This is a genomic window from Paenibacillus sp. PAMC 26794, assembly GCF_000316035.1.
GTDB lineage: Bacteria > Bacillota > Bacilli > Paenibacillales > Paenibacillaceae > Paenibacillus.
This window is the reverse complement of sequence record NZ_ANHX01000011.1, coordinates 233724-254846: the sequence shown is the minus strand read 5'-3', so window position 1 is coordinate 254846 and position 21123 is coordinate 233724. Positions and strand designations below refer to the sequence as shown.

Here is a 21123-nt window from a genome sequence, read left to right as displayed (position 1 = left end):
TGACAGGGGTATGACCACTTTAATGGGATATTTTCTATCCCACAACATAAAAGAATTAATACTCGTTTACTGGACCACAACCAAAAGGTTGGCAAGTCTGGATTGTCGATGCTGTTTCAATGAAACCTGTATAATCATGATATTTATAATAGTGATGGTCCTTCCTGATGAATAATGTCGCACTAAAATCACTATGCCTAACATCTCTAGTATATGTTTTTGTTACCCAATAGGCTCTAGGAGCATCCTTAGAAAGATAATAACCACCGATGCTTACAAGTATGCCCGCTATTCTACCACCTACAGGTCCTCCTATAAAGGAAGCAAGTATACCTGCTATTGCAGAAGCAGTTGCATATATTATCTCTGTGGAATTTTCTACTTTGCCTTTATATACATAACCGTCTGCTAATGCTTGTGGCGAGAAACTGAGATCTTCGTGAATAGGTTTTATTTCGTTTGTAGCATAATTCACTTCGCCAGTTTGAAGATTTTCATACTTTACTTTAGTCTCATCAACTTTTGTAATTTTTAACTCATCTTTACCATTTAAATCTGTTGCAATATAATAGCTGTCATATTGAATTAATGTAGAACCGTCTTTAAAAGTGATGGAATTATCGGTTGTACTTTCGACTAGTTCTAAAAGGCTATTTTCCACTTGAAGTGCTGGTAAAGAATTTGCCTGATCTTGAGCGAATGCTGGAATTGAGATAGATGTAGAAAGCATGACTCCGGCTAAAAATGTTTTAGCAATTTTCATTGTTTGTATCATTTTAGTCCTCCATTCAATTCTAATCTTTCTTTTTTCTAAAAAAATCGAATTTGATTACGTAATCAAACAAAGATGTAATCACAATAGCCCCAATTGGAATAAACAAATAAACCCAGAACGGATTATTTGGAGCTTCACCAGGCGGAGAATCTGTTAAAATAAAGTAAAGAACAATGCAATAGATTATAGCCAATACAATACCTGTTATGTTTCTATTTTTCATAGTTACTCTCACCTCTTGTTCACAGAATCAAGTATTGTATTTCCAACTCAAAAATATTATAACATAAATTTGGTATAATTTCTCTTATATACCTTAAAGTTTTTAAATAATATTTATGATGATAGCTTTAACCAGTATAATTCCCTTTGCTCAACAGCTATTTTCAGTACTATATTTCGTTTTTTAATATCTGACTCCCTATCTCAGCGTTTCAGTTGCTATATAATAATATGTAACTTCTCATGCGCTAGGATACTAAATGATATTTTCAGTTAAACGCACAATTATTAGACACATCTCTATTCCGACACTTGATACAAGGTACAAGTTCTGGTCTCGAACTAAGGACATGAACTATAAAGCTAAAGTATGGTCAAATTCTCTGAAATAGGGTAGAATTGTTATAGTTACTTTCTCAGCGATAAAACAAATGTAGTAGACTAAACATAACTTTCGGAGCCAAATATGACTCCTGCACAAACGAGCCTTATATACAAAGGCTCGTTTTTTGATGTATCTTGTAAAATATCTTTTCTGTTACTAATTCGAAGATTTTCCTTTTTACATCTTTCAACAACAACATTTTACTGCTCTGTTCGATACTTTGATTAACTTGCGCTTACACCGCTGTAAGGCGGTTTTACATACACAAAAAAAGAAATAACGTTCTATACAGTACCCGTTCTCTCGACATGTGCCATCATCTCTTATCAGAAGTTTTCCCATCATTCCTACAGCCACCCATTCTGGACGCTCCGTATAGGACGGATGCTTTCCATATAAAAGCTCGATCTTCCATAATGCCTCAACCGTATTTGGCATCTCGCTGACCTGAACATCCGGCGCAAACCATCAAGCCCCTAGAAAAGAAAAAAGACGACCCACCAATTCGAGTCGCCTTCATTCCAACTCAATGCCAGTTTAAAAAATCACGAAACGACCCAAACAGCTCCGTCAAAATATACCCCGAAAATGAAGGGGAACTAGAGAAGCTGAAGAACAACTGGATCGGACAAACTTCATGAATAAGCATAAATCTTCATAATAAACAGAAAAGTTTCAGCGCTAAGTACACAAGTAGATCTTATATAAACTCGAAGTCATAGCTCACGTTTTTAAACTTGATGATATGAACAAACACTTTAAACAGCGACCTATTGTAAATCATCACCATAAGATATCATTATTTTAGCCCGGTATCGGTTAGTATTAATCCACATTTACAGGCTCGATCACTTCGAATAAAAATGGATTACCATTTAAATATTCTCTTATGTATGCTTGGGCATACTTTTGTTCATCGATTAAACTGGTTGTTTCTCTTGGATCAGAGGAGTGATGGCAGGAGTTCTCGATCATGAACATGACAAAAAAACATTCCAGATCCCGAATATAGTCCGTTTCCAACTTCCTAATACTCTCATAACCTTGGATAAGCATCCATCGATGCTTTGGCCAAAGCTCCGATATGGTGCCTGCCATATCGTAGAGATAATATCCGTACCCACATCTTCCAAAATCAATCGGATAGGGTTGATTATCCTCAAAAACCATATTACCGGTATGTAAATCAGCATGAATGAGCCCATAGTTATGTTCACTTGGATGCATAGTGGTAAGTTGGGATACAACCTTCTCAGCTGCATCTTGATACAGCTTCCACCCCTCTTCGGATAAAAAACGTTCATAATAACGTTCCAACTTAGCCATTTCACGTTTAAAACTTTCTACTCCCCAAGTAGGTCTTACAAAATCAGAAGGAGGATTGAAATCCTTTGCCGCTGCATGGAGCCTGCTCATCAATACACCCATATTATATGCATGACTATCCGTAAAGTCACCTGTTGCTTTTTCACCCTCTATCCATCGCATCATCGTTACATTAGGGCGCCTATATCCTATCTCTGTTTCGATGTCCAATACATAAGTACCATCACAACTTGCCATCCCTTCTGGTACAGTTAGATCTTTCGAATTGTTCAGTGCTTGTAACAGTAGGAGTTCCGAACGAATTTCCTCTCTGCTTAATCGGTCCGAATGAATGCGAAGTAAATAATTGTTATCTGTACTGGTTTCAATTTTATACGTGATCGTATCGGATAGTTGAATAAACTGGATGTTATCCCACTCTAAGTCATACTTTCGAATTGCAGATAAAGCGACTTTCCTTGCTCTAATTAATAACGCCCGCCGTTCTTCATCAGTATCAAATCTAAAAAAATCATTCATTTGTTACCCCCCTGCAGTTTTTATGAAGTAAATCAACTACTTCTCTTATATGTTATTATAACGATAGTAAAAGCTTGAAAATATGTAATAAACAATTTAAACTATACTATACACAAAAAAGTCACATTAGGATTTCTTCCAATGCGACTTTTGTTAAGCTATATTTTGTATAAACGATCTTTTTAATAGTATCGCTTGAAAGGAAAAATCGATCTGAAAGTTTCTCGATAGTGTCACCATCGAGAAACTTTCGCCGGATTTCATCATTTCTAAGATTATAATTTTTCTGCTGCCTGAATTTTCACCCCGATTTTTAACGCAAACCTTTTGATTTAGGGACGTAAACCAATCCACCGTTCATATACTTTTGTATTTCATTTAATAATTCTTCCGGAAAGATGATTTCGGCATTTACATATCTCATGATAGCCGCTCCTAAAAATAGTTGAATTTTAAGGTAGCAAAGTCTACACTATAACAATTATCACTATCCCGATTTAAGCGGTTACTTATATTATTAGCTCTATACAAACACCCGCCGTTGTTCATAAAATAGACTTTGCATAGAACATATCTCGAACCTTGTCATAGTGTCTCTCCTTCCTAAATAACATTCAAACTAAAATATGTCTTCATCGGAAATAGAATACTATCTCAATAGTAACATATTACTCCAAGTGGGCGAAGTGTCAACACTATACAATTAAGTCGTTTGAGCTAAACTGTCACATCTCATCTATTCCTTACGGACCATCAATATAAGACACTCCACATGTATCGAGTACGTGAATACTTTAAGCTCTTCCTGCAAACTCAGCGTTGCCGATGCGATATCCAGTTCAATTCTCTGCTTTATCACTAGCGATGATATGGTTCACCGCAGTTTAATCTTAAACTAAACTGCCCGCTAGCTTAATGAATTAGAGCAGTGACAAGTAGTTAAATACTTATCTAATCGGTAATCAGATCATTTCCTTGTCCTTTTCGGCAATCGGTACAATTTCTGGTCTCGAACTTTAAAGCTAAAGTATGGTCAAATCCTGTGAAATAGGGTAGAATTGTTTTAGTTACTTTTCCGCAAGAAACTTCTGCACTAATCCAAACATAGTTATTGGAGCCAAATATGACTCCTGCACAAACGAGCCTTAGTTACCGAAGGCTCGTTTTTTGATGATTTTTTTAAAATATCTTTTCCGACTCTAATTCGAAGCTCTTTCTCCTTTTTCATCTTTAACCCAGAACATTTCACTACTCTGCTCAAAATTGATTAACTTACGCTTACACCGCTGTGAGGCGGTTTTACATACAAAAAAACTAACGTTCTAGTAGGAGGAATGAAATTGGCAAGTTTCAAGAAATTGAAAAGTGGCTGGAGGTATCGGTTAAAGTACACCGATCCGTTCACTCAACAACAAAAAGAGAAATCCGAGGCTGGTTTTCGAACTAAACCAGAGGCTGAACTAGCTGCTGCTGAATTTTTAAGGCAGCTAAAGCAAGGGTTTGAACAGACAGACATTCCTTTGGTCGATTACATTCGAAATTGGATAGATAACTACAAAAAAGGAGTTGTACGAAAGAATACGATCAAACAACATGAGAATAACTTAAACACCCATATCCAACCTTACTTTAAGCGTCTTATGCTTCAGGATTTGAAACCAGATATGTATCAAGTCTTTTTGGACTCTTTATTTAAAAAGGGACTCAGCAAGCGCACGATCGAGATCATCAACTCCACTGTATACTCAGCCATAGAGCATGCTTTGATTCAAGGGGAAATATTACGAAATCCATGTAAAGGTTCAATTATTAAAGGAGAGTACAAAAAGAAGACGATCCAATTCATTGATTCAGAGGACATTCCCCAATTTCTTCATACGGCTCGAGGTGATGCGTACATTTATTGGATTTTCTTCAAAGTGCTCATTGAAACGGGTTTACGAAAAGGTGAAGCTGCCGCTCTCAAGTGGTCGGATATCAATTTCAAAGAAAAGACGATCCGCGTGGATGAAACACTCGATTTTCAAGCCGCAAACGAGGATGAACTTTTCGGAGATACAAAAACCAAAAAATCTACACGCACCATTAGTATAAGTAACGGCATCATAAATGATTTGAGGTACCATGCTTCATGGCAGAATCAAAATAAGATCAATTTAGGGGAGTCCATGTACAGACACGATTTAAATCTGGTCTTGTGCAGGAATGATGGTAGTCCGATGCCTAAATCCAGTCTCTTTAATGCTTCAAAGAGGATTTTGAGAAAGGCTGGTTTGAGTGAGGAATTAACAATTCATTCCTTGAGACATACCTATGCTGTGATGATGCTTGAAGCTGGGGCTGATATAAAATTTGTACAAGAGCGGCTTGGGCATGGCAGTGTGCAAATTACATCAGATGTGTATGCTCATATTTCTAAAAAGCTAGAAAAGCGGAACATTGATAAGTATGAAGAGTACACTTCCCGTATTTTTGGATCAGAAAATCAAAAACCGGGGGACGTTTGGGGGACGCAACCTCAATAGAAGTGCAATCTTCCCAAAACGTCCCCCGGTTCATTTCTTCAAAACCCCGTAGTTACAAGGTTTTTTCAATTAGTACAACGTAATATATTGATCGCGTTCCCATTGGTGGACTTGTGTTCTATACAAAGCCAGTATCATTTTCTACGTATTTTTAAATACTTTTATATAGTATTCACTACGGTTTTCATAAAAATCATAAACTATATATTCTTTTAATTATTCCTATTTCTTCAGAATGCGCGGTCAAAATGCGGTCAATAAATAGCTTAGGAAACTTTGATCCAAAGCATTTTATTGGCCTCAATCCGCTAAGGTTATGTTCTTAATAAAATTGAGAATTTTCACTAAGTTTTTATTGGATATTTTCTTCCCATCATACTCCCACTCTTTCTCCAACATGTTCCCTACTTTCAACTCTTCTACGGTTCCTCCTTCAAGAATAAATTTGAATTTGTCAGTATCTTTTATTTGGAAAAAATCTCTCTCCGGACTTTGCATAATTATCTCTCCCACGATGTATGTGATGTGCTGTCATAGTATAGGGTTTACCTGATATTACCACCATGTTATAATGTCTCTCGAAACTAAATAGTCTTACCCCATATAAGGAGAATAAGAAGTGAGTAAAATCTCCCGGGGCAGATGTCTGCTTAAAGTTAGGATTAAGGAGGCTCGTACGACTCAAGCACAGTTATCTCGGAGAACCAGGTATACGCCACAACGTATCTCTAACTGGGCCAATAATCGTGAGCCAATGCCTTACGAAGCCGCTGTTCTTATATCGAAAATCCTCGACTGCCACGCTGAGGATTTGTATATCTGGCATATCGAACCCTAACGCCTATAAGCAGGCGCCCCCCCGGGAAAAAGTATCGACGGGTAGATACTTTTTATAGTGAAAATCATCTAACAACTTCTTTCAACCCCTCCCCTCTACTTCCAAATAAAGCATAGCACATGAAAATAGTGGAATATGTCGAAGAGTGTCGTCTATCCCCTGATGCTTTCAGTATTTCGTACCTAGTATCGAAATTTCTTGACACTTTTGTTAATTCATGGTACAAAAAAACCCGATTCTCGAAGAACTCGGGTTCATTTCAGCTTGTCTTTAACAAAATCCAAGTGGATCTTGTTCTTCGCTATTTCTCGTTGAAGTCCACCGTAAAAGTGAGCCATTAGGCCGAACCTCGTTTCCTCTATCTTCTCTACTTGATCCATGTTAACTAGTAAACCACTATCTAATTGCACCAGATTCGGATAAAGCTTTTTAGATGCTTCAAACGTGCGAATATCACTGAAGGATAATTGCTTCGTATGATAGTGAGGGACAAGGTAGTTCTTTTTAGGAGAGAACATATCTATGTAACAAAGTTCCGCTAAACTATAGAAATCATACTCTCCAATTTCTTTGCCATCAACCGTTCTTGATCCAGCCACATGATGCTTTAATTCATCCATAATTCACTCTACTTTTGCTTCTTCTTTTTAAGCGCCTCCGGAACTGGTTGTGATCCGATGAACACTTTCTTGCTATCTACTTTATCGGCTGCATCTTGCTCGATTTTAAGAGATAACATTTTGGCAATTTTTTCATTCATGTACGTTTTCACCTCCTTTTATCTTGGCCGCCCATACCAACAATAATTGCGCCATAAGCACAAGTGTAATTTCTGAAGAAAGAATGTTCACGTTAGCCAGGCTGACGATCACTATCAACCAACGTGACTGTTCTCTTCTAAGTCCCATGTAAAAAAAGGATACTAGCACGCTTAATATTACCACACTAAATGTGCTCATGGGAATTACAGGTGCTATTATGAATAATGACACAGTAACTATTGTACACAGAGTCAACTTAAGGTGTAACCCACCAGTAATTTTTCTGGCAAATGCAAAGGTGCACATGGCAACAATCGACCCAATTAATTGACCTATTAACAATGAAAAAACTATTGTCAATATAACAATAGAATAAAGATTTAGTTGCCGTCCCACCTCATAAGCTATTACTTCCTCATTGGCCGGCGGATATGCACGTTTAACTGACATTGCAAACTTACGTGATACCAATTCAATCAATTTGGAGATCCCTCCGGTTTGAAAAATAATATGATATACCGAAGCTCAGCAAGGCTGCTGGAACCAACAACACAATCATGTAATTCAGCAATAACACCATAGCGAATGAAATGAAGATTAGAACACCGATAGTTGTAATCAAAAGACCCTTGTTCTTAGAGTAGTCCAATTCAATATTGAAATCGTGCGGTGGTAGAGGTACAAATGAGAATCCCCAACGGAACAGCGTCATTATCGACGAGACAATGTACGCAATACATATCGCTGTAATTTGAAGCAATTGAACTTTGTATCCATGCGTCTCAACTATAACGGCCTGCGCATTGCCACCGATAGCCATGTAACCCATAGCTAACGCTAATTGAATAGCAACATACGCGCTCATACCTGCGCTAGACATGAGAGCCGCGTAAAATAGTTTGATCTCCAGTACATAACGCATAAATAGTATAACTAGGAGCATTAACACAGCAGTATCTATCATAGGTATTCCAATTACAATCCTTATGAAATATGATGCTACTGCGGCCAGAACAGAAAAGATGATTTTTTCCCAAAATCTATCCCTTACTGGCAAACGATAAAGCCTCAACATCAGTGCCAGGACAGCAAATACATCAAATGCACCTATCAAGATATAAGCAATTACCCCCACTTGGCACCATCCTAATTAAAATAACTTTTAAAGTTATTATAAAGGACAACGTGGCAATTCCATAGCCAAATTCATACAAATGCTATACAGATGCAGATATAATTTCCGCAAGCTGAATCCATCTATATTCTTCTTCTAACATCAACTTAACTCTATGATGAGACGTATTTAGTCCAACAACTATCCCGGAAACATCCTCATCATCGAATGGGCTGAATAACACCAGATCAACTGTGCGGCTACTACTATAGGACTCCACTAAAACTTCACTGATCTGTTGTATCTCTTGATCGTCCAGATCTGGCTTACCGCGTCTCTTCTGTTGTTCACATTGAGCCAACCATGCCTCTCTATGTTCAGGCATAATCATCCTGGATGTCTCATACAACCCGTTTTCCTTCAGTCTGCTACGCATGATAAGCCCCCCTTAATATTGAGTCCAATAGTCAATGTTCCCAGACGATGGTGTGTGGTCCACCTTGGGACGTTCTCCCTCACGTTCCCAGCCTTCCAAGATCACTATGTTGGCCGTGTCAGACCTGTCTTCCCAATGTATGTATTCCGCAGCCACAAGAGCGTCCAGAGCAGCCAAGACCTCCGGCTTATGCTTACCCGTTTTAACTGTAAGTTCATGGATTGTAGGAAACCTACGCCGTCCACCTTTGTAGTTATATAAGATCCGAAGGACCTTTCGTTGATAATCCGTTAGCATGTAAATCACCTCATGAATATTATATGCGAACATACGTTCTTTAATCAACAACAAAAATACCCAGTCACACAGACTAGGTATTTTTATAGTAGCACTCATGGGAGAGAGAGTAGTAACATCTTAACCGAATTAACTTTAGTAAATCTCAAGAGGTGCTAAAGACTAAATACGACGTGATACATGTCATATTTTTACATTGTATTATATGGTATTTTTAGAAAGTAAAGTATCACGATTATCTTCATAAAACTTAGGAGGTATTTACATGAAAAAGAAACTGATCACACTCGGAGCACTTACTGCTATTGTAGCAAGTATTGCTGTTCCAGCATCATTTGCTGCTGCCCAATCCTCAGCTCAAGATTCTGTAGCTACACAAAGTATTACAATTCAGTCGACGTATAAAACTGTGATTTTTCATGATGAAAATAATAAATACGGAAAACCAGAGTTTGTTCCACCAACATACAGTTATTATCAAAACGGTTGGTATGGAGAGCTACCACTATTATCAACTACCTATTCAAACGGATTATATTACGGAAACTATAAAGGTACTGTAATGAAGGTGGAGTAATTTTTTGTAGATAATAATAAAATAGTAAGTATGTTTGACTGTATCTGTGCAGTTCATAGTGAATAAAAAGCAGTGAGGTTCCCCCTCCTGCTCTTTTTTGTGTTAAGGTTTACAAGAAATAGCGGACTTTAAACTTTGCTCCATCACCTTTAGGTGGTGCTTCTAAAATGGCATCGCCCATCTTCATCATTTCTCTCATAGCATGACAACAAGAAGGCATTCGGTTTTTGAAACCAAGTTCCTTATGTATATCCCCTGAAATAACATCCAGGTATTCGCTACCGGCCGCTCTTGCTTCACTAAACCTCTTCCTCAATTCCTCATCAATAATGCTCTTAAGATTAACCATTTACCTACCTCTCTCCGCTCTAAATTCAAACTTGTCTCTAAAGTATCGATTTCCAGCGATTTTTACGGACACATCACTGTACGCTTCCAATAACCCACCATAGTCCATAATACGTTCTCGGTCAGGTAAGACAAACCAGACTGATACGCGTGTCTGGGATAATGCTGCCACTAGGAATTCTGTGTCTGTTTGCAATACTCTATATGTATTCACTTTTTCACACCCATACAATTTAATAGAAAAATATACCTAGTTCTGATAGACTAGTCATATTGTTAATTATTACTATATCAGGAGAAAGAAGAATGAAAAAGATATTCTATAAAAATTGGCTAATCAGTATGAAGAAACTCTTCTAAACGATACAAATAATCCTTATAAACTAAAAACGAGGTGATTACCTTGGTTAAGATTGTACACTCCAAAGAGATGGAAGATTATTTAAATAACTTAGCAAGTGAAATTGAGAGTCACTATAACATACCAGACCTCAAAGGTTCTGTAGCTCAAATTAAATGGGCGAGAGATATAAGAATCAGATTTTTCAATCAGGCTTATGACAAAGATCTTACTCTGGTGAGTTTAGGTCCACTCCAAGAAAAGACTTCTGCAGCTTGGTGGATTAATAACAAAGATTTAACTTTAGAACAGATCATTGAAAAATCATTACAGCATTAAAATCACAGTTCCACAACTTACCGCCTCTATCCTTTATGGCAAACCGCTATAATTGGGTTGAGGTGTTTTTATGTTTATCAGTCCTATGTTATTAGGAACAGCACCGGGTCCCTTCTCACATTCAGAATTCATTTTTGAACCTAAAGTTGACGGTCACCGGTTGATATATTCGCTACAAGCCGGAGAAGTCCGGCTATTCACTCGTCACAACAACGACTGTACCCGTCAGTACCCGGAATTACTTCTGCCGTTTGACTCTGATGTTATCTTGGACGGCGAGGTCGCTTGCACTGATCCAGAGACAGGGCTTAACGACTTTGAAGCAGTTATGAGTAGATTCAGTACAAAGCAGACCAGCAAGATAACGCAGCTCACTCATAAACTGCCTGCCACATTTGCTATATTTGATATTCTTTTCTACCAAGGCCGGGATCTACGTAAGCTATCTCTTATGGAACGCAAGATGATCCTACACAACCTACCTCTTCCTTCCCCTAACTTTGGAGTAGTGCCCCATATAGAAGGGGCTGGAGAAGATCTATATGCTCAGATAGAGACTATGGGTATGGAAGGTGTGGTTGGCAAGCGCAAAGACAGCCAGTACGTCAGCAGACGGTCCAAGGATTGGTTGAAGGTTATTAACTGGTCCTACGCTGATGTGTTCATCACAGGATACAAGAAATCTGAGTTTGGATGGCTCGCTGCTGTTCCAGATCCGTCAGGCAAGATGCGCCCGGTAGGGATTATTGAGCATGGCCCGAGTCCAAAACATAAGCAAGCATTTCGTGGAGTTTGCCAGCAGCTGATAACAGGTGAAGACAAGAACAACGTTTACCTTGAACCTCGTATTCAGGCCAGAGTTAAAATGCGCAACTGGACCAAATCAGGCTTGCTGCGTATCCCTGTGTTTGATCAATTTATCGTGTGATTATATATTGTAAAGACAATACAGGAGGTGCTTTGTATGTGTGGTAGATTTACGATCACTGACCCCTTAGACGCGATAATGGACAGGTACTATGCATCTATAGCTGATGGCTTTGACTACAAGCCTAATTACAATGCAGCGCCCATGCAGTACATTCCTACAATTATTGGCAGCAAAGACGGTAATCGATTGGGTGCGCTCCGATGGGGACTCGTTCCTTCATGGGCCAAGGATGACAAGATCGGTAACAAGATGATTAATGCCCGTGCTGAGACGTTAACCGAGAAGACTTCCTTCAAACGTCTAATCAGCTCCAAACGCTGCATCATCCCCACGAACGGATTTTATGAGTGGCGTAAGGAAGGAACGGAAAAGCAACCAATGCGTATTCTGATGAAAGATGACAGCTTATTCTCTCTTGCCGGCTTGTATGATACTTGGACAGATCCGGACGGTAACAAACTGAGTACTTGCACCATTATCACCACTGAACCAAATAGTCTTATGGAAAACATTCATAATCGTATGCCGGTTATCTTAAGACCCGAGGATGAGTTGGAATGGCTTGGGAGAGATAATGACAATGTTCAGTCTTTGCTTGGCCTTTTGAAGCCATATCAAGCGTCTGAGATGCGAGCTTACGAGGTACAAAAGGAAGTCGGTAATGTGCGGAATAACAATGAAGAATTGATTTATGAGATAAGTTAAGCAAAAAGAGCGGTGAGGTTGGACCCTACTGCTCTTTTTGCTTAACTTGCTTGCGATTTAAGGATAACTCGTAACGATTAAAGTTGTATATTAAAACTATTTAAAATGATTACGATTGGATTTCATCTGTTAGGGGGGTAGCATAGAGACTGCCCTCTTTTAAATTACTTTTACTTTTTCCCATTCTTTCGCTAGAGTATTAAATTCTTTTCTTTCGAATTCGTCTAACTTAAATATATTTATAATTGACTGAATCAGTAGTAGCATTATCATAATTAAATGTTTTCTAGTTGCTTTATCAAGATGTTCATCGTAGGTCATTTTGTTGAACACAAATGATCCATTTAATGTGCTTCCGTAATTGGATAGTGTAGTGGGATCATAGTGGATATAACTGCTTAGGACAGAATAAATTTCGATATAGAAGTCATATCTTCCAACAGCCTGGGCTAACTTATAAAATTTTAATAGGTTATCAGGAACCGCTGGTTTTTGCTTTCTTGAATAATGCTCTTGTACATAACCTTCGTAGTCAGGATGCAAACCACCCAGTCTATCATCTCCCCATTTTTTAAGGTAGTATCCCATCTTCCACCTGTTTAATTTACCTAAGTTTTCATACTCATTATAGATTGATTCACTCTTTATATTTTTTTCTATGTATGCAATGTGTAGATAGGTCTCGCATAAAATCCGAATTAAAGGCATGGCTTCTAAATAGTTACATTCCATTGGCGATTTTAATATAAAATGGCAAGTCATAAACAATCTTCTAGCCTTAGAGTATAGATGGAACACCAAACTGTCCACCTTACCATTTTCGGGTTTCTTAAACTTTTCGTTTGCCTCTAATAAATCAAAAAGTAACGTCATTTTATTTTGAAATTCATCTAATTGTTCTTGTTTCATCGGATATCCCCTATCTACATTGAAAACAAGGTCTCTCTGCTGACCTTGTTTTCAATGGACAAATTATTTTATAAGCCTAATTCGTGGAGCTTCAACTGGATATAATTCTTCAAATTCAGATTGACTTAGGAAAGTAGCTGAACTCAGATCTTTTGGAGTATAGCGTAGATCTTTCTGATGTACTTGAATAATCTCTTCCAGCATAGATGGCTTTTCGTAAGGCAAATCGAGTTCAGCAGGCTCTTTTACACGGTACCCTGATTTCCCCATTTGAGTCCATAAATAACGTGATTGTCTTTCCGTTATTTTATTTAAGTCAACCGCTCTTTTCAAAAGAGCATTCATTGACACCTTCCAGTAGGGTTTAAGTGCAGCTAATTTTTGGATATTAACTCCGCTTAAATAATGTGATATTTCCTTTCTAGGCATAAGAAACTCCGAAGAAAAACGATCAGCTTGTTCTTCGATATCCACATCTTCTGTAGGAGGTTTCCTGTGCATAATGATGTGACCTAATTCATGACATAGAGTGAATCTGATCCTATCCATTGGACGATCGAAATTTGTGAAAATTAGAGGGGGAACGCCAGGATTAGATAAACAAATGGCATCTATATTGGCACCACCGTAATCAAAAGGAATAACCACAGCTCCTGCATCCTCTAAGATATCCACCACATTGTGAATAGGACCGTTCGGAACTTTTAAAGCCGCTCGAACCGTTTGTGCTATCATCTCAATATCACCGTCATATTTCTCAGGGTCCATATGAAAAAATGCTGGATCATCCGTATCCACCGATTTGAGCAAAGTTTGAATTTCCATTCTGCGTAATTCCAATTTTGCATAAATTGTACTTAAAACTTTTTGAGGAACAGCTTGTTTTTTTCTGTGAAAAAACTCACTCAATCCCACGCCATATACCTTTTCTTCTCTTTGAAAAAAGTTGTTAGGGTAGTTTAACGCCTCAGATATTTTGTTCAGTTCATCTTGCGTTATGGAAATTAGCCCATTTTCAATTTTGGATAATTTCCCCTGCGAAAACCCGAGTTTATTAGCCAATTCACTTTGGCTAATGAATCTTGACTCCCTCGCTAAAACAACCAATTGATTGTTATAATCAACACTATTCGTTAATTGCATTCATATCACCAGCGCTAATAGATTTGTCTTTTGCCCGAACTCTTCTTTTCTTAGTTGTAGTTTCTGTGGTTGTAGGTTGCGGAAACAATACTGGTTGTATAGTTGGAATTTCACCTTCGTTGGTGACTTCCCAGTCCCATATGTTAACATTTCCATACCGACTTGTAATAAATACTCCGTCGATATTTGATTGGAGGCTGTTTAGTGTATAACCTACGTAAAGGAGTCCATTTGCAGGCATGCCGTCTAGTTCTAACTGAACCGTGTCATGTAAATCGTATGCCATCGCTTGATTAGTTGCTATACCTGATGACATCAAATTCCCATCGAACTTTTTGAAGCGAAGTATTATCTTTTCCTCGATAATCAACATGAAAAGACCGCTTCTCTCCTTAATTCTAGTCTTGGGGAGATCTTCAAATTTCATTTTTATTTGATCTTTAATATTATCATGACATATAGAAGCTGCTGTTCTAGCGCTATGCTTATGCCTAGTTAAGGCATACTCATTTCCTAAAAAATATTCCATTACAGCAATGGAAACTGCTTCTTTGATTCTAACTATATATGGTTCAAGAATTTCGATAGCATCTGCTTTTAAAAGCGCCTCCAAGCAACCCACCTCCTTATATAAGGATATTATATTTTATACTTATTCATTTGTCAAAATTCACGTAAATTATTCCGTTAAATATTCCGAATTATATTCTTGAAACAAAAAAATCCCCCTACCGTCATGAGACCGATAGGGGATTGAGCATTCATCATAGAATAATTTTCACTTTATTTTCTTTTCGATAACTAATCACAAGTTGTCTCCAAAAGTCGTAACTTCCAGTTTTATCCGACAAATAGTCCTTGTAATACTCATATGCTGATTCTGCCCATTTTGGACACTCCATGTTCTCCTTGGCTTTCTGAGCGTTGATCCACTTGGACTGAGATTCAACAGTAGCCTTCAATTCCTCGATTTGTTTCTTTTCTTCTGATGTCATTGGATTTCCATTCCCTTCTTTAATTCGCTTAAGTTTTACTTTGATAGCCGGAATAAATCCTCGCTCAGCAGCAGATCGTGTATTCCCGTCACCGAAGAATTTGGTTCCTGGACATGTCTTCCTTGATTGACCCTTTTTATAATCTCCCAGCCACGCTCCAGAAGCTGTATACCAGGCATGATATACGATATGAGATGTATCAACAGGTATGTTTAGTTTTAGTGCGAGACAAGCGTATAGGTGGACTACAGCTTGTTTCTGCGCAACAGTCATTGTGTCTCCACCTTGATCAAAGTTACCTATAATTTCTATACACAAAGCGCCTGTATTTGCTCCCTTGATTCCCGCAGGCGTTTTATTGAGATTCCGATCTAAACTGATAGCAATACGTCCATCCTCAAGTACAGTTATGTTTTGACCTGTACCAGACCATCCCTGTGACAGATGGTACGCTCTCATTCCCTCAAGACATTTCCAGACATCTTGTTTAGCTACTCCATTGACTATTTGACGAGTGGAATAGTTAGGCGCAGCAGTATGATGGACTTGAAGTTTGTCTATGCTTCTGGTGATTGTCTGTTTGTCGAGCCACCCTTTAAATTCGGATGGCTCAAGTAGCAAGAAATTCCCCTTTGAGATCATGACTGTTCTGTTCCTTTCTTCGCTTGCTTAATCACCTGGTTACCGAACACCGCAAATGCTCCAACCAATATTCCCTGGATAAGCGATTCAGGAGACCAGCCAAGCGTCCAACTTGTAATAACAATAGCGAATGCAGTCACGATGAAAACAATGGTCCAGTCCGGAATCTTCGGGATGCGCTTTATGCCAATACCAAGTACCCAGCATGCAGCCAATACAATAAATAACTTAGGATCAATAAGTGAAAATACAGTACTCCAATCCATTTTCTACACTCCTCCTGTCTTCAAAATTAGAACAATTGCTCCGATAGCTATACCAATCAGTGTTGTTGCAATAGTCCTCCACAACCAGGTTTGAGCATTCTCAATCTTATCGAGCCTGTGATGGGCTGATTTGGTGGATTGCATAGCTTCCTTTGCCAGATCCCGTGTAGCTTCCAACGTGGCAGCCATTGCCGGTACTCCTTCAAGTGTCTTTTCCATCCGGGCCAATTGAACCTGGATACCCATAAGAACTTTTGTAGTCTCTTCCACAACACTGTTCACCTCACTTATAGTTGTGTCAGTCAAATTAATCCCCCATCTCTCTGTTCAGGATAAATTTCCTGACCTATTCAACAACTTCTTGTTTATCTTTTTGTTCTTGAATCTCAATTGCTGCTAGTGCATTCCCGATCTCCAAATCTAAAGCTGTCAGAATCTCTTTTTGATTAAGTGGATGCGAGCTAAGAACAGTAGTAATCACCTGTGTCAATTCTTCAACCGGTTTATTCAAATCCATTTCAACTTGGAGTGTATGTGTCATCTTTGCCAAGACCTTTCCTCCTCTCTATACGAAAATAAGCCCCTTCCAATTAAGGAATAGGGCTTCATGTATTTATTATCTTTTATCTTTGTTACGGAGTGGCTACGTATTTATAGTCACACAAACAAAAAAAAGAGTCCGTCGATAACGAACCCTCAGAGACTTAATCTATTTAGCAGTAAGTAATGCTTCATCAATTAGTTTTAATTCTGCTTCATATTTCGCTATCTCAGCATCATATTCAGCAACTCTTTTCTCAGCTTGTTCTATAATTGATGGATCTCCTGTCTTTTTAGCCTCTTCTAATCCTTTTCCTAATTGTTCTCTACCCGCTGTAGTTGGCGTGAGAATATTATCCACTGTACTTTTCCTTAAATCTTGCAAACTTGATTTCGAATAGCCAATATACTTGTTACTTGAGGGTGAAGTATCAATGGTCGTAATACCCGAACCAGACACGTTCGATCCTTCACCTTCAGATGTAATGTTTATAGTCTTTCCGCTCACTGAAACATCAGCTCCTAATGCTTCAGACAGGGCACGCGCTGGAACGTTCGCTTTATTGTCAATGACAGCTCCCTTGTCCGATAATTTTTTGCCATCAACTACAATTGTATATTCGCCAGTTACCTTTTTGCCGACCATACTTTTAACCGCATCAGCAAATGATCCTGCTGGTGTCGAAAAAACTATGCCGATGATGAAACCACCAGCAATATACGCAACTTTGTGTGCAAACTTCTTCATGTCTATACCTCCGCAATTGGTTCTATTTTCCTATTATGATACATTACGGAGTAGATGTTGTGAAGGTTCCACCACCAGTATTTGGATTGTTTGCATTATTACCATGATTGTGATGAGCAGTAGTTACGTTATGTCTGTGGTTGTTGTAGGCCGCCTGCAAAGAATCAATCTTTGTTTGAAGAGAATTCAGCATTGTTTGAAGGCCGGATACATCTGTGATGTTTAAACCATAAACTGCTCCACTTCTTAAATAAGCCGCACCACCAAATGTAGTCGCCCCCTGTAAACGAATAGGATTACCAGTATTATTTGATCCAAGAAACAAGTTATTACTAAATATCGTGAGTTGTCCACTAGATTGATATGAATTTATCTCGCCTACTGAAGATCCGTTTGTATCTCTCCAGATAATTGCCGCAGCAGCAGCGTCATCTGTTGTTGCGATTTGAATACGTATTCGATTACCGGCATCATATGAACGGAATCCTTGAGAGTCTTGTTCTATTCTCCTACCACTTGCTGCTGTACGAATTAAAGCACCGGTAATTGTACCGCCATTGATATTTGTTCCTGTTACAGTAGAGGCTGTTATAGAGCCAGAGAAGTTTGCTCCTACAGCCGACATTATCCCGCCTGAAGTAACTGTGAACATCCCATTGCCTACGTTTATTGAGGAACCGACGATGGCCCCGTTTTTAAAGTTGGAATATTCGATATTGGCATAGTTCGCTGTTAAGCTATTCGCTATCAAGTCACCTTTCATATTTAGTCTGAAAGGTGCGCTATTAAATGACGAGGCCCCTGCTGCAATACCATTCGTGTTGATCTGTACAATGTCCTCACCATTACCGATCAGCATGGAGACAAAGTTACCTAGTTGGCCTATTACTTGCTCCGCAACAACACCCCGCGCTGTGATTGCTGCTCTTATTGACTTCCATCCATCAGTGGATATGCCTACACCTTTAGAAGTGAATCTGACTTGTTCCAGAGGATTCGTCTTTTCTTGAGCCAGTATCCCGCCTTCTGGTGGGTAGATCAGCTCGGTTTTGCTGTTGTTGATGTCAATGACCGCTTGCTTGGCAAAAGATTCAAAAACATCCGTCCGGATCTTCCCGTTTGAAAACAGGTTGTTGGTAATATTCTTATTTCGTTCCAGGTCACTTATGATGTCATCATAGTCCCTCAAGTTCAAATTGGAGATTGTTGGTTCAGCATGCTTATCCATACTATATGGATACTCGGTAAGTTCTGTAATACGAGCCTTCATCCGGTTCATCCCCATGTCCGGGTCGATACACATGACATCATCACCTAAATGAGGTTTAGGTTCGGTGTGATCGATTTTGAACAAGTCTGCCGTGGATATGGTTGCCTCCAGAGAAACAACCTCCTGCTCAAGCAGCGCCTTACGTGTAGCCTTCAGCAAGTCCTCTGCTTCTTCGATATCTTGTTCAATAATTTCTCCATCGTAAAATGGAACCGAATCACTCGCCCAATATTGAGCAAATGGTGATATTAGATAGTTGACCGCCAGTTTACCATTCACAATTGTTCCTGGTATGCTCGACAATAGACTTCTCTCCAGATCCGTCAGCAAGGAAGCATCCATACCGATGAATGTCCGGCCATCCTTCATTTGAGCAAACATCCGGGTAACGAGGGATTCGCCTTTGTCCTTGAAGGAACTGGATACGATATTCTTTTTAAGCCGGTACTGTAAGCCGTGGTCTGATCCAATTCTCTTTTTGAGGTTAATAACGAAATTGTCAGGTTCAACCTCACATTCGTACATCTCTACAATCCGGTTCAGAGCTTCAAGACATGTACCTCGCCCAAAATCCTTAACGTCATGTAGATCAAACGTATCGTGAATAACGAATGTAAATCTCCCGCCTGTAGCTTTTGTAATTAACTCCGTCAGTTCGTTGAGATGTACTCCATAAGCTTCGTCAATATATGAGGCATAAGGAAACTTAAAATCATTCAGTTTGAACATAATGTGGTTGCAATAAATTGAAGCCATGAGCTTACGACCTTCACGGGACCGGCTTCTAGACTGAATAACATAAAATTGGCCCCGTTCGTCTTGAACGTGGCCTTTGATTGCTATTTTTTCGCGGTAATCATCTGAGGTCATTGGGACCATAAATGTTACCTCATAGTCACTGTTAATACGTCTTCTTCGTTGTATATCTGAACTATCAATCAACGTACCTACACGCCGGATGTTCTTATCAAATACTTTCATTGTTGGGTTAGGCATATCACACCTCAATTAATACAGGAATTTGTCTCTATGTGTAACACGGATCAGTACGTTTCTGCCTGTTTCAGGATCTGTCCATGTGAGATTGTTTTCTCCAAGGTTTAAATCAAAAAAATCACCTTCAAGTAAATGTGAAGCATTAACTCCATTTTGAGTTATCTTGTACGAATTGGCATCGATAACAACTTGATCACCAGGTTTAAATGGTCCCGCGAATTCCAAAAACTCCACATGGTACCGACTCCCTTTGGCAACTGCACCGAAACCAACATTCATAATCGCCCGTTTGGTAATCTCTCGAATGAAATCCGCCTTAGCTCCAGCAGCTACATCCATAACAGCCGCAAATGAGATTTCACGGACAAAATCCCCCGCCGCTCCCACATTGACATCCATAACCGCCGAACCCGTCATTTCCATCGTTGCAGCAGCTACAGCAGATCCTGATATGTCAGCAACTGCCCGGCCAAAGACGAATACGGATATTTGGCGGTTAAAGGCCATGCGGTTAAAAGCCCCTCTGTTAAACATGGCCCTCACCTCTCCATAAAAAATAGCGCTCCTATATCGGAGCGCCTGTTACACAATATTACCGTTTTGGTCCATGTCTCCATCAGCCAATGCTGCGGCTACTTTATCCCGGCTGCCTGCTGGTACTTGCTCCAGCTTAATCAAGCCTTTATGAATCATCATTACGTATACAACTAACATAGTGTCACCCCCTCTCATGAGTGCTACAGCCCAACGTATCAGCAGTCTGGCTAGATTATTCCGCATCTGTCATCTCGCCAAGCAACATCATGTGAAGCTCCATGAGTGCCAATTGGTTTGCATTGCTTTCTGCAGCTAACTGATCCACCTGTTTACTGAGTGCCGGACGTGGCTCTTGTGGTGTCTCTGGATCGATTGGATCAGGATAGGTGAATAGCGGTTGGAGTGTTTCAAGATCAACCCTGCTAATGTAACCGCCCGATTCATAATCTGAGCGGCACTCTCCGTACTCGAGTTCGAGCACACCGACCGTATTAGGTACGCGATCATTCAATGGGATGTAAGTGGAGAAGTCTTGCTCTTTAGTTGTTGGTGCAACATCACCCAAACGTTCGCCAGTGTTCAAGATGACGTTACCTGTCGACATCTCATAGTATATTTTCATTCCAATGAACATAATGC

The 21123-nt window shown here is 39.2% G+C and carries 28 protein-coding genes; 6 read left to right on the top strand and 22 right to left on the bottom strand.

Translation table 11 applies throughout. The annotated features are described in order from the left end of the window. Nucleotides 1-55: 55 nt before the first annotated feature. Complete coding sequence (locus D829_RS0106400) at nt 56-775, bottom strand: hypothetical protein (protein ID WP_017688029.1); 720 nt, start codon at nt 773-775, stop codon at nt 56-58. Nucleotides 776-2207: 1432 nt separating this feature from the next. After that, entirely contained in the window at nt 2208-3227 is a 1020-nt protein-coding gene (locus D829_RS0106390; protein WP_017688027.1) for a phosphotransferase, read from the bottom strand. 1340 nt (nt 3228-4567) lie between these two features. Between D829_RS0106390 and D829_RS0106380 the strand changes: the two genes are divergently transcribed. Continuing rightward, nucleotides 4568-5752, top strand: a complete 1185-nt coding sequence (locus tag D829_RS0106380; protein ID WP_017688025.1) for a tyrosine-type recombinase/integrase — start codon at nt 4568-4570, stop codon at nt 5750-5752. A 300-nt stretch (nt 5753-6052) separates the two neighbouring features. On the opposite strand, the gene D829_RS0106375 is transcribed toward D829_RS0106380, so the two are convergent. Further along, entirely contained in the window at nt 6053-6250 is a 198-nt protein-coding gene (locus D829_RS0106375; RefSeq protein WP_017688024.1) for a hypothetical protein, read from the bottom strand. Between the two features lie 121 nt (nt 6251-6371). Here D829_RS0106375 and D829_RS0106370 point away from each other — a divergent pair, with 121 nt between their 5' ends. Continuing rightward, nucleotides 6372-6590, top strand: coding sequence for a helix-turn-helix transcriptional regulator (locus D829_RS0106370; protein WP_017688023.1), 219 nt, complete (start codon nt 6372-6374; stop codon nt 6588-6590). Between the two features lie 254 nt (nt 6591-6844). Here D829_RS0106370 and D829_RS30535 read toward each other — a convergent pair whose 3' ends face one another. The 6 genes from D829_RS30535 to D829_RS0106340 form a co-directional block, all read right to left on the bottom strand. After that, nucleotides 6845-7210: a hypothetical protein gene (locus tag D829_RS30535; protein ID WP_017688022.1), complete on the bottom strand. Its 366-nt coding sequence runs from the start codon at nt 7208-7210 to the stop codon at nt 6845-6847. 8 nt (nt 7211-7218) lie between these two features. Beyond that, nucleotides 7219-7350, bottom strand: a complete 132-nt coding sequence (locus D829_RS34235; protein ID WP_017688021.1) for a hypothetical protein — start codon at nt 7348-7350, stop codon at nt 7219-7221. Next, a complete protein-coding gene (locus D829_RS0106355) occupies nt 7343-7831 on the bottom strand; it encodes an accessory gene regulator B family protein (protein WP_017688020.1) in 489 nt (162 codons plus the stop codon). Before D829_RS0106355 ends, D829_RS34235 begins: the two co-directional genes overlap by 8 nt. Then, nucleotides 7824-8486 (bottom strand): hypothetical protein, encoded by a 663-nt coding sequence (locus tag D829_RS0106350; protein ID WP_017688019.1) that lies wholly within the window; start codon nt 8484-8486, stop codon nt 7824-7826. Before D829_RS0106350 ends, D829_RS0106355 begins: the two co-directional genes overlap by 8 nt. A gap of 82 nt (nt 8487-8568) precedes the next feature. Continuing rightward, nucleotides 8569-8901, bottom strand: a complete 333-nt coding sequence (locus tag D829_RS0106345) for a YolD-like family protein (protein ID WP_017688018.1) — start codon at nt 8899-8901, stop codon at nt 8569-8571. A 12-nt stretch (nt 8902-8913) separates the two neighbouring features. After that, on the bottom strand, nt 8914-9198 hold the full coding sequence (locus tag D829_RS0106340) for a hypothetical protein (RefSeq protein WP_017688017.1): 285 nt from the start codon (nt 9196-9198) through the stop codon (nt 8914-8916). A 265-nt stretch (nt 9199-9463) separates the two neighbouring features. Here D829_RS0106340 and D829_RS0106335 point away from each other — a divergent pair, with 265 nt between their 5' ends. Beyond that, nucleotides 9464-9775 (top strand): hypothetical protein, encoded by a 312-nt coding sequence (locus D829_RS0106335; RefSeq protein WP_017688016.1) that lies wholly within the window; start codon nt 9464-9466, stop codon nt 9773-9775. Nucleotides 9776-9884: 109 nt separating this feature from the next. Here the strand turns inward: D829_RS0106335 and D829_RS30530 are convergent, their stop codons facing one another. Then, complete coding sequence (locus D829_RS30530; protein WP_017688015.1) at nt 9885-10124, bottom strand: hypothetical protein; 240 nt, start codon at nt 10122-10124, stop codon at nt 9885-9887. A 402-nt stretch (nt 10125-10526) separates the two neighbouring features. On the opposite strand from D829_RS30530, the gene D829_RS0106325 reads away from it, so the two are divergent. From D829_RS0106325 to D829_RS0106315, 3 genes are all read left to right on the top strand, one after another. Then, nucleotides 10527-10802, top strand: coding sequence for a hypothetical protein (locus D829_RS0106325; RefSeq protein WP_017688014.1), 276 nt, complete (start codon nt 10527-10529; stop codon nt 10800-10802). A gap of 70 nt (nt 10803-10872) precedes the next feature. Then, complete coding sequence (locus D829_RS0106320; protein WP_017688013.1) at nt 10873-11730, top strand: hypothetical protein; 858 nt, start codon at nt 10873-10875, stop codon at nt 11728-11730. Between the two features lie 36 nt (nt 11731-11766). Beyond that, complete coding sequence (locus tag D829_RS0106315; protein ID WP_017688012.1) at nt 11767-12438, top strand: SOS response-associated peptidase; 672 nt, start codon at nt 11767-11769, stop codon at nt 12436-12438. A 159-nt stretch (nt 12439-12597) separates the two neighbouring features. Here the strand turns inward: D829_RS0106315 and D829_RS0106310 are convergent, their stop codons facing one another. The 12 genes from D829_RS0106310 to D829_RS0106255 all read right to left on the bottom strand — a co-directional run bounded on the left by D829_RS0106310 (nt 12598) and on the right by D829_RS0106255 (nt 21118). Beyond that, nucleotides 12598-13347 (bottom strand): DUF5677 domain-containing protein, encoded by a 750-nt coding sequence (locus D829_RS0106310; RefSeq protein ID WP_017688011.1) that lies wholly within the window; start codon nt 13345-13347, stop codon nt 12598-12600. A 63-nt stretch (nt 13348-13410) separates the two neighbouring features. Then, nucleotides 13411-14490, bottom strand: coding sequence for an XRE family transcriptional regulator (locus tag D829_RS0106305; RefSeq protein ID WP_017688010.1), 1080 nt, complete (start codon nt 14488-14490; stop codon nt 13411-13413). Further along, a complete protein-coding gene (locus D829_RS0106300; protein ID WP_017688009.1) occupies nt 14474-15103 on the bottom strand; it encodes a hypothetical protein in 630 nt (209 codons plus the stop codon). Before D829_RS0106300 ends, D829_RS0106305 begins: the two co-directional genes overlap by 17 nt. 151 nt (nt 15104-15254) lie before the next feature. After that, entirely contained in the window at nt 15255-16127 is an 873-nt protein-coding gene (locus D829_RS0106295) for a peptidoglycan recognition family protein (RefSeq protein ID WP_017688008.1), read from the bottom strand. Then, nucleotides 16124-16393: a phage holin family protein gene (locus D829_RS0106290; RefSeq protein ID WP_017688007.1), complete on the bottom strand. Its 270-nt coding sequence runs from the start codon at nt 16391-16393 to the stop codon at nt 16124-16126. Before D829_RS0106290 ends, D829_RS0106295 begins: the two co-directional genes overlap by 4 nt. 3 nt (nt 16394-16396) lie before the next feature. Next, nucleotides 16397-16699 carry a hemolysin XhlA family protein gene (locus D829_RS0106285; RefSeq protein WP_017688006.1) on the bottom strand — a complete coding sequence of 101 codons (303 nt, stop codon included), beginning with the start codon at nt 16697-16699 and terminating at the stop codon, nt 16397-16399. A gap of 40 nt (nt 16700-16739) precedes the next feature. Further along, nucleotides 16740-16943 carry a hypothetical protein gene (locus D829_RS0106280; RefSeq protein WP_017688005.1) on the bottom strand — a complete coding sequence of 68 codons (204 nt, stop codon included), beginning with the start codon at nt 16941-16943 and terminating at the stop codon, nt 16740-16742. Between the two features lie 159 nt (nt 16944-17102). After that, on the bottom strand, nt 17103-17681 hold the full coding sequence (locus D829_RS0106275) for a stalk domain-containing protein (protein ID WP_017688004.1): 579 nt from the start codon (nt 17679-17681) through the stop codon (nt 17103-17105). Between the two features lie 43 nt (nt 17682-17724). After that, nucleotides 17725-19947, bottom strand: coding sequence for a phage tail spike protein (locus D829_RS0106270; protein WP_017688003.1), 2223 nt, complete (start codon nt 19945-19947; stop codon nt 17725-17727). 12 nt (nt 19948-19959) lie between these two features. Further along, complete coding sequence (locus D829_RS0106265) at nt 19960-20481, bottom strand: phage tail domain-containing protein (RefSeq protein ID WP_017688002.1); 522 nt, start codon at nt 20479-20481, stop codon at nt 19960-19962. A gap of 48 nt (nt 20482-20529) precedes the next feature. Further along, on the bottom strand, nt 20530-20661 hold the full coding sequence (locus D829_RS34230; RefSeq protein WP_017688001.1) for a hypothetical protein: 132 nt from the start codon (nt 20659-20661) through the stop codon (nt 20530-20532). Between the two features lie 55 nt (nt 20662-20716). Beyond that, complete coding sequence (locus tag D829_RS0106255; RefSeq protein ID WP_017688000.1) at nt 20717-21118, bottom strand: hypothetical protein; 402 nt, start codon at nt 21116-21118, stop codon at nt 20717-20719. Between the last annotated feature and the right edge of the window lie 5 nt (nt 21119-21123).

Coding starts and splice junctions, on each gene's coding strand:
- D829_RS0106400 (WP_017688029.1), bottom strand. CDS start 775: ATGATACAAACAATGAAAATTGCTAAAACATTTTTAGCCGGAGTCATG.
- D829_RS0106390 (WP_017688027.1), bottom strand. CDS start 3,227: ATGAATGATTTTTTTAGATTTGATACTGATGAAGAACGGCGGGCGTTA.
- D829_RS0106375 (WP_017688024.1), bottom strand. CDS start 6,250: ATGCAAAGTCCGGAGAGAGATTTTTTCCAAATAAAAGATACTGACAAA.
- D829_RS30535 (WP_017688022.1), bottom strand. CDS start 7,210: ATGGATGAATTAAAGCATCATGTGGCTGGATCAAGAACGGTTGATGGC.
- D829_RS34235 (WP_017688021.1), bottom strand. CDS start 7,350: ATGAATGAAAAAATTGCCAAAATGTTATCTCTTAAAATCGAGCAAGAT.
- D829_RS0106345 (WP_017688018.1), bottom strand. CDS start 8,901: ATGCGTAGCAGACTGAAGGAAAACGGGTTGTATGAGACATCCAGGATG.
- D829_RS0106340 (WP_017688017.1), bottom strand. CDS start 9,198: ATGCTAACGGATTATCAACGAAAGGTCCTTCGGATCTTATATAACTAC.
- D829_RS0106335 (WP_017688016.1), top strand. CDS start 9,464: ATGAAAAAGAAACTGATCACACTCGGAGCACTTACTGCTATTGTAGCA.
- D829_RS30530 (WP_017688015.1), bottom strand. CDS start 10,124: ATGGTTAATCTTAAGAGCATTATTGATGAGGAATTGAGGAAGAGGTTT.
- D829_RS0106320 (WP_017688013.1), top strand. CDS start 10,873: ATGTTTATCAGTCCTATGTTATTAGGAACAGCACCGGGTCCCTTCTCA.
- D829_RS0106315 (WP_017688012.1), top strand. CDS start 11,767: ATGTGTGGTAGATTTACGATCACTGACCCCTTAGACGCGATAATGGAC.
- D829_RS0106310 (WP_017688011.1), bottom strand. CDS start 13,347: ATGAAACAAGAACAATTAGATGAATTTCAAAATAAAATGACGTTACTT.
- D829_RS0106305 (WP_017688010.1), bottom strand. CDS start 14,490: ATGCAATTAACGAATAGTGTTGATTATAACAATCAATTGGTTGTTTTA.
- D829_RS0106295 (WP_017688008.1), bottom strand. CDS start 16,127: ATGATCTCAAAGGGGAATTTCTTGCTACTTGAGCCATCCGAATTTAAA.
- D829_RS0106290 (WP_017688007.1), bottom strand. CDS start 16,393: ATGGATTGGAGTACTGTATTTTCACTTATTGATCCTAAGTTATTTATT.
- D829_RS0106275 (WP_017688004.1), bottom strand. CDS start 17,681: ATGAAGAAGTTTGCACACAAAGTTGCGTATATTGCTGGTGGTTTCATC.
- D829_RS0106270 (WP_017688003.1), bottom strand. CDS start 19,947: ATGCCTAACCCAACAATGAAAGTATTTGATAAGAACATCCGGCGTGTA.
- D829_RS0106265 (WP_017688002.1), bottom strand. CDS start 20,481: ATGTTTAACAGAGGGGCTTTTAACCGCATGGCCTTTAACCGCCAAATA.
- D829_RS34230 (WP_017688001.1), bottom strand. CDS start 20,661: ATGTTAGTTGTATACGTAATGATGATTCATAAAGGCTTGATTAAGCTG.
- D829_RS0106255 (WP_017688000.1), bottom strand. CDS start 21,118: ATGTTCATTGGAATGAAAATATACTATGAGATGTCGACAGGTAACGTC.